The sequence below is a fragment of the Mesorhizobium sp. M7A.F.Ca.MR.362.00.0.0 genome (assembly GCF_004023175.1).
Classification (GTDB): Bacteria; Pseudomonadota; Alphaproteobacteria; order Rhizobiales; family Rhizobiaceae; genus Mesorhizobium.
This window is the reverse complement of record NZ_RZTF01000303.1, coordinates 3,003-7,953: the sequence shown is the minus strand read 5'-3', so window position 1 is coordinate 7,953 and position 4,951 is coordinate 3,003. Positions and strand designations below refer to the sequence as shown.

Below are 4,951 nucleotides of genomic sequence, written 5' to 3'. Positions count from 1 at the left end.
GGTTGGGACCGTCGATGACGGCGATCTGGGCCAGCGCCGGGAGAGCCGCCATCTGCCCAGGCATGATCGCGACCGCGGCGATCACGCTGCTAAGCCGCTTCTTCATGCTCGCTCTCCCATCCACAAAGGTATGGCAGCCACGCTTCCGGCTCCTGCCCGTAAGTCTCGCGCAGCCGTTCGCATTCCTTGATGCTGGCTTCGTTGGTTGACAGCACCTTGATGAGGTCGGGCATGCCCGACAGGTCGAGCTTCGCCACGATGGAATCGCTGTCGTGCTTGACCAGGAACGTGCGCGTTTCCTTGGGCGTACGGCGCACGAATTCGAACTCCTTCGCCGTCAGCGAGAAGCGCGCCATGTAGGAGTCCTTGCTCGCCTTCGGATTGGGAAAAAAGATGTTGGTTTTCGTCTGCTCGATCAGCGAGGACGAGATCGACGAGTTGACCACATCCTCGGCCGTCTGCGTGCCAAAGCCGACGACACCGTTGCGCCGGCGGATCGTTTTCAGCGTCTCGTTAATGAAGGCGGCAAACACCTCGTCATCGAGCAGCTTCCAGCCTTCATCGAGGAACATGAGAAGCGGCGTGCCGTCGATGATCTCTTCGAGCCGATGGAAGATGTAAAGCAGAGCGGCCGAGCGCAATTTTTTATCGGCCAGGATCTTGGTCATGTCGAACCCGACCACCGGCTTCGAGAAATCGACGAGATCAACGGGGTTGTTGAAGAGCCAGCCCTTGTCGCCAGGATCGAGCCACGGTTCAATGCGCGCCGCGAGATCGTTCATCCCCGGCGCCAGCGAGCCGCGCAGCACTTCCGGCAGCAGCTCGAACGTGCGCTGTTGGCGCGGGATCTTGTAGACCTTGTCGACGGCCGTGTTGATCACGCGCATTTCGGCCACGTCGAGCGAACCGTCGTCAGGGGTGAGGATGTAGCGCAGCAGCCCCTCGAGAAACGTGCGGTTTTCTGCCGTGTCGTCCAGCTGGAGCGGCGCAAAGCCGGTGGCCTGCATCGGCTCCATGACTTCATAGCGGCCGCCGAGCGCGCGAATAAAGAGCTCGGCGCCTCGCATATAATCGAAGTACACGCAGCGGGGCCGAGGCGTGATGCGCATTGCCTGCGCCATCAGGAATGACAGCACGACCGTCTTGCCCGAACCGGTCGAACCGAAAACCGTGAAATGGCCGACGTCGTGGACGTGAAAGTTGAAATAATAGGCTGTCTGGCTTGTCGTCTCGAGGAGCGCGATCGGCCGCTTCCAGTGCAGTCCCTCACGCTGGCCTGAGGGAAAATTGTGGCCCGAGAACAGCCCGGCGAAGTTCAGGGACGAGATCAGGGCGCGGCGCGCAATGTAGCTGAAATTGCCGGGCAGCTGTGCCCAAAACGCAAGTTCGGTGTTGAGCGTTTCCCGCACCGGCACGATCGACATGCGCGACAGTTCGGCGGTAATGTCGGACAAGGAGCGATTGAGCCCTTGGACGTCGGCAGCCAGCGCCATCACCGTCATGTGGTGCTGCCCGAAAATGACCTCACCACCGGCGAGCTTGTCAGCGCCGGCGTGCACTGAATCCTCGACCGTGGTTCCGGCCTCATCCGAACCGCTGACCTGGTTCGAGATCGTGTTGATGCGGCGCATGGCCGTCACGCGATCCTCAATCGCGAACGACTGCGTCAGGATAAATTCATGCGGCAGCCGCAACAGGCCATCGAGCGACCCGGGTGCCGTGAAGGGCGGGTATTCCTTGATGGACACCATGGCGCCAATCTTTCTTTCAGACGCTCCCCTGATCTCCAGAGCGGACTTGCCGAAGAAAATTTGCCGCGTCGCACAGGCGCTCGCCAAGCTCATGCGCGGCAGCGGCATTTCCACATCCGCGCCGCCGGCAAGGATCTTGGCGATGAATTCGGCAGGTTCGGAAAACACGCTGTCGCGTCGCGTCACCACGCCCAGGAGCCGCGCGCCATATGCGGAAAAGTCTTTCACGACGCCATTGAGGACATCGTGCAATTCGGCCATGGCCTCTTCACGTGTCTCTTCGCCGGCCGTGCTGATGCGGAACGCGTTGAGCGCCTTGTCGACCCAGCCGACACGCCCGACCATCGGGCGGCGGATGAGCGTCAGGAAAGCCTCATTGACGAAAAGATTCTTCGAGCCCAGCTCGTCCATGTAGCGGGCATCGAGTTCCGCCACGAACGGGTTTTCGAAATCTCCTTCGATCTCTGGTGTCACGTGACGCCGGATGATGGTCGAATAGGCGGCAAAACGGGACGTGGACAGGTTGCGAAATGTCGTGTTGCGATTGAGCATGCGGTTGTTGAGCTCTGCCTGATCCATTGTCTGGAAGGGCAGGCCGCTGAGCTGAATGACGCCGAGCAGAAAGCCGCTTTTGGTGACGATCAGGTTGTCGTCGACATGGCCAAGATAGGGGACATGGGTCTCGACAGGCTTTTCCCGTTTGCGCGCTTTCGCGAATTTCAGGTCGGCGTTCACGCTCACGGCGAATAGCTCCTCGCGCCCCAAAAGCCCGAGTTTGCGACCGCGTCCCGCTTCGACAGCCGGCGTTCGACTATGTGGAAGATGTACGGGTCGCGCTGGCACAGATAGGCGCTGATCAAATGGGTCGCGCTGAATAGACCGAGGCCGAGCGTGAAGCTGCTGGTCGCGATGAATCCGATGACGGCAGCCATGCCGTTGAGCGCGAACACCTCGTAGCGCACACCCCATTTCATCGGCGGGCGCGTCAGAGGCAGGCTGACCGGCTCGACATAGACCTCTTCGTCCTCCATCGGTCACGCGCCTCCAGCGGTAGACCGAATGGAATCGACCAGAGCTGCGGCGCCAAAGACCAGAGCGATGCCGATGATGATGGAAAGCGCCATCATCCACACCAGCCTGCCGGTCATGGCGAGGAAGCCGAGAAAGCAAACCGCTATGATCCCGAAAGATCGAGCAATGCTGCCCTGCAGGACACCGACGAACCATTCCAGCACGCCCTCGACCGGGGCGGCTGACTGCGCGTATGCGCTCCCCGGCGCGAGCGCCATTCCGATCGCCGCAGCGGCCATAAACTGAACGGCGAATTTGCCCGCCTTTTTATAATCCATCGTCGTCTTACCTTTCAGTTGCCAAAATCCATGACGTGACCATCTTGCCAGGCAGCGCCATCGCCCCCGCCGGTCGCGGCTGCGCGATGAACGTCAACACGGTTGGGAATGGGAGCCTGGATCAGCTTGCCAAGCTTCCAGCGATTGAGCACCTTGGCCACGTATTTCGTGGTCTCGTCGTTCACGGGGATGCCGTTGGCTTTGTAAACGTTCTGCTCGCCTGCATTGTAGGCCGCCAACATCAACAGCGGATCATGGAACTCGTCATAAAGCGCTTTCAGATAGCGGACGCCGGCACGGATGTTGGCTTTGGCGTCACATCTGTCGGCCACACCAAGACGCGACGCTGTCGACGGCATGAGCTGCATGATGCCGAGAGCGCCCGCGCGAGACGGACCTTGATTGCCGCCCATGTCGCTTTCTGCCCAGGCAACCGCCTCGCTCAGATCGGGATCGAAGCCCTCTTCTTCGGCGATCTGGCGCACCAAGGCCGCGGCCCGCCTGCGGTCCGTCGGCGCACACCCGCCGCCAATCTCCGATCCGTGATCAGCATCGGAAAAGGTCGAAACCACCGGGCGGGCCGGCAGAGCAAACGCCGCCGTGATGCGCGTCGAGGTCGTGTTATCCGCATGTGCGCCGAATGGCGCCATGACGGCTGAGAGAGAAAGCGCAAGCGCGATTCGTTTTTTCATTGCGCTACCGATTTTGACATTTTACTATGGGTACATGGAGCCAAAGTAAAGTGTCAAGACGAGAAGCAGAATCGAGGCCGATTTTTCCATGAAGCAGTTTTTCTTCCTCTCGGCATTGTTGCTCCACAGCACCGTCCTAGGCGCCGCCGATCTGGGCACGAACGAGCCGCATCCGTTCGAGCAGCCGTCGACCGCGTATCTGCAGAAGTTCGCCAAACCTGGTGAAAAGACCTTCGTCTACGAGCGCTACGACGCACGCGGAGGGCTTTTTCAGCGCGACCTAACAGCGCTAACCAAGCCGGTGGAGATCAAGTCCGCGACCGAACGCGTCATCAACGGCGTCACCTATAGGCTGCGGGGCCTCGCGGCCTGTCCGAAGCCCAAGATCACCTACAAGGCTGAGGAGTGGGATTGCACGAAGGCCGTACGGGACTACGACGACGCCGTCTATAACACCCGCGCATCCGTCGTGTTGTGCAAGACGCTGGTCCTCAAAGGCCAGCCCGGCGTTCCGGACGCGGTTTCGTGCTTTGCGCTCGTCGGGGCTGGCAATGCCAATGACCCCTATTCAGTCGCTTATGACGACGATTCCATGGTCTTCTTCGACATGGCCGCGATCGGCCGCAACCAGGACGGCAGGTCCCTGCGGCCGGATCTCGAACATGCCTCCGATCTCGGCAAACAGTTCCAGACCGATGAAGCGAACTAGCCTAGCCGCGCTTATCACACTCGCGACCGCCCACGCCGTGAGCGCCGAAGGCGCTGCGCTGCCAAGCGCGACAGTCACTCCCTTCCTCGTGTCGAAAAGCGTTGAACTGCTGACGGGAGATACGTGGCGCGACCGCGGCAAGCTCTACCGGCTTTATGGCGTGCAATCATGCTTGCGCGGCACGACCGCCCTGGATGCGGAGGGCAAGGAGTTCGATTGCGGCAATGTCTCGCTCGCCCACCTCGCCGCCTTGTTTTCGACAACGGCCGTGACTTGTCAGCCTATTGCCATGGCGCTCGACAAAGCGACCTTTGTGGTGTGTGGCGCGAAACTCGACGGCAATACGATCGACGTTGGGACCGCCCTCATTGCGGCCGGCTACGCGTTCGCCGCCACCGACGCGAAAGGCAACGCCGTCAGCGGCAACTACCTCGTGGCCGAGGTCAACGC

General features: G+C 60.8%; 6 protein-coding genes. 2 read left to right on the top strand and 4 right to left on the bottom strand.

The genetic code is table 11. The features are described 5' to 3' along the window. Positions 1-89: 89 nt before the first annotated feature. The 4 genes from EOC06_RS27550 to EOC06_RS27535 are packed head-to-tail and all read right to left on the bottom strand — an operon-like array spanning position 90 to position 3,750. Positions 90-2,492 (bottom strand): VirB4 family type IV secretion system protein, encoded by a 2,403-nt coding sequence (locus EOC06_RS27550; RefSeq protein WP_128309262.1) that lies wholly within the window; start codon positions 2,490-2,492, stop codon positions 90-92. Next, the gene (locus EOC06_RS27545; RefSeq protein WP_095488713.1) at positions 2,489-2,782 is read right to left on the bottom strand and encodes a type IV secretion system protein VirB3; all 294 of its coding nucleotides are present in this window, start codon (positions 2,780-2,782) and stop codon (positions 2,489-2,491) included. Before EOC06_RS27545 ends, EOC06_RS27550 begins: the two co-directional genes overlap by 4 nt. Positions 2,783-2,785: 3 nt before the next feature. Further along, the gene (locus EOC06_RS27540; protein WP_281062116.1) at positions 2,786-3,061 is read right to left on the bottom strand and encodes a TrbC/VirB2 family protein; all 276 of its coding nucleotides are present in this window, start codon (positions 3,059-3,061) and stop codon (positions 2,786-2,788) included. 53 nt (positions 3,062-3,114) lie between these two features. Then, on the bottom strand, positions 3,115-3,750 hold the full coding sequence (locus tag EOC06_RS27535; RefSeq protein ID WP_164898765.1) for a lytic transglycosylase domain-containing protein: 636 nt from the start codon (positions 3,748-3,750) through the stop codon (positions 3,115-3,117). Between the two features lie 130 nt (positions 3,751-3,880). Between EOC06_RS27535 and EOC06_RS27530 the strand changes: the two genes are divergently transcribed. Further along, positions 3,881-4,501 carry a hypothetical protein gene (locus EOC06_RS27530; protein ID WP_128309259.1) on the top strand — a complete coding sequence of 207 codons (621 nt, stop codon included), beginning with the start codon at positions 3,881-3,883 and terminating at the stop codon, positions 4,499-4,501. A 37-nt stretch (positions 4,502-4,538) separates the two neighbouring features. After that, a partial coding sequence (locus EOC06_RS27525) for a thermonuclease family protein (protein ID WP_206631262.1) occupies positions 4,539-4,951 on the top strand: 413 nt, incomplete at its 3' end.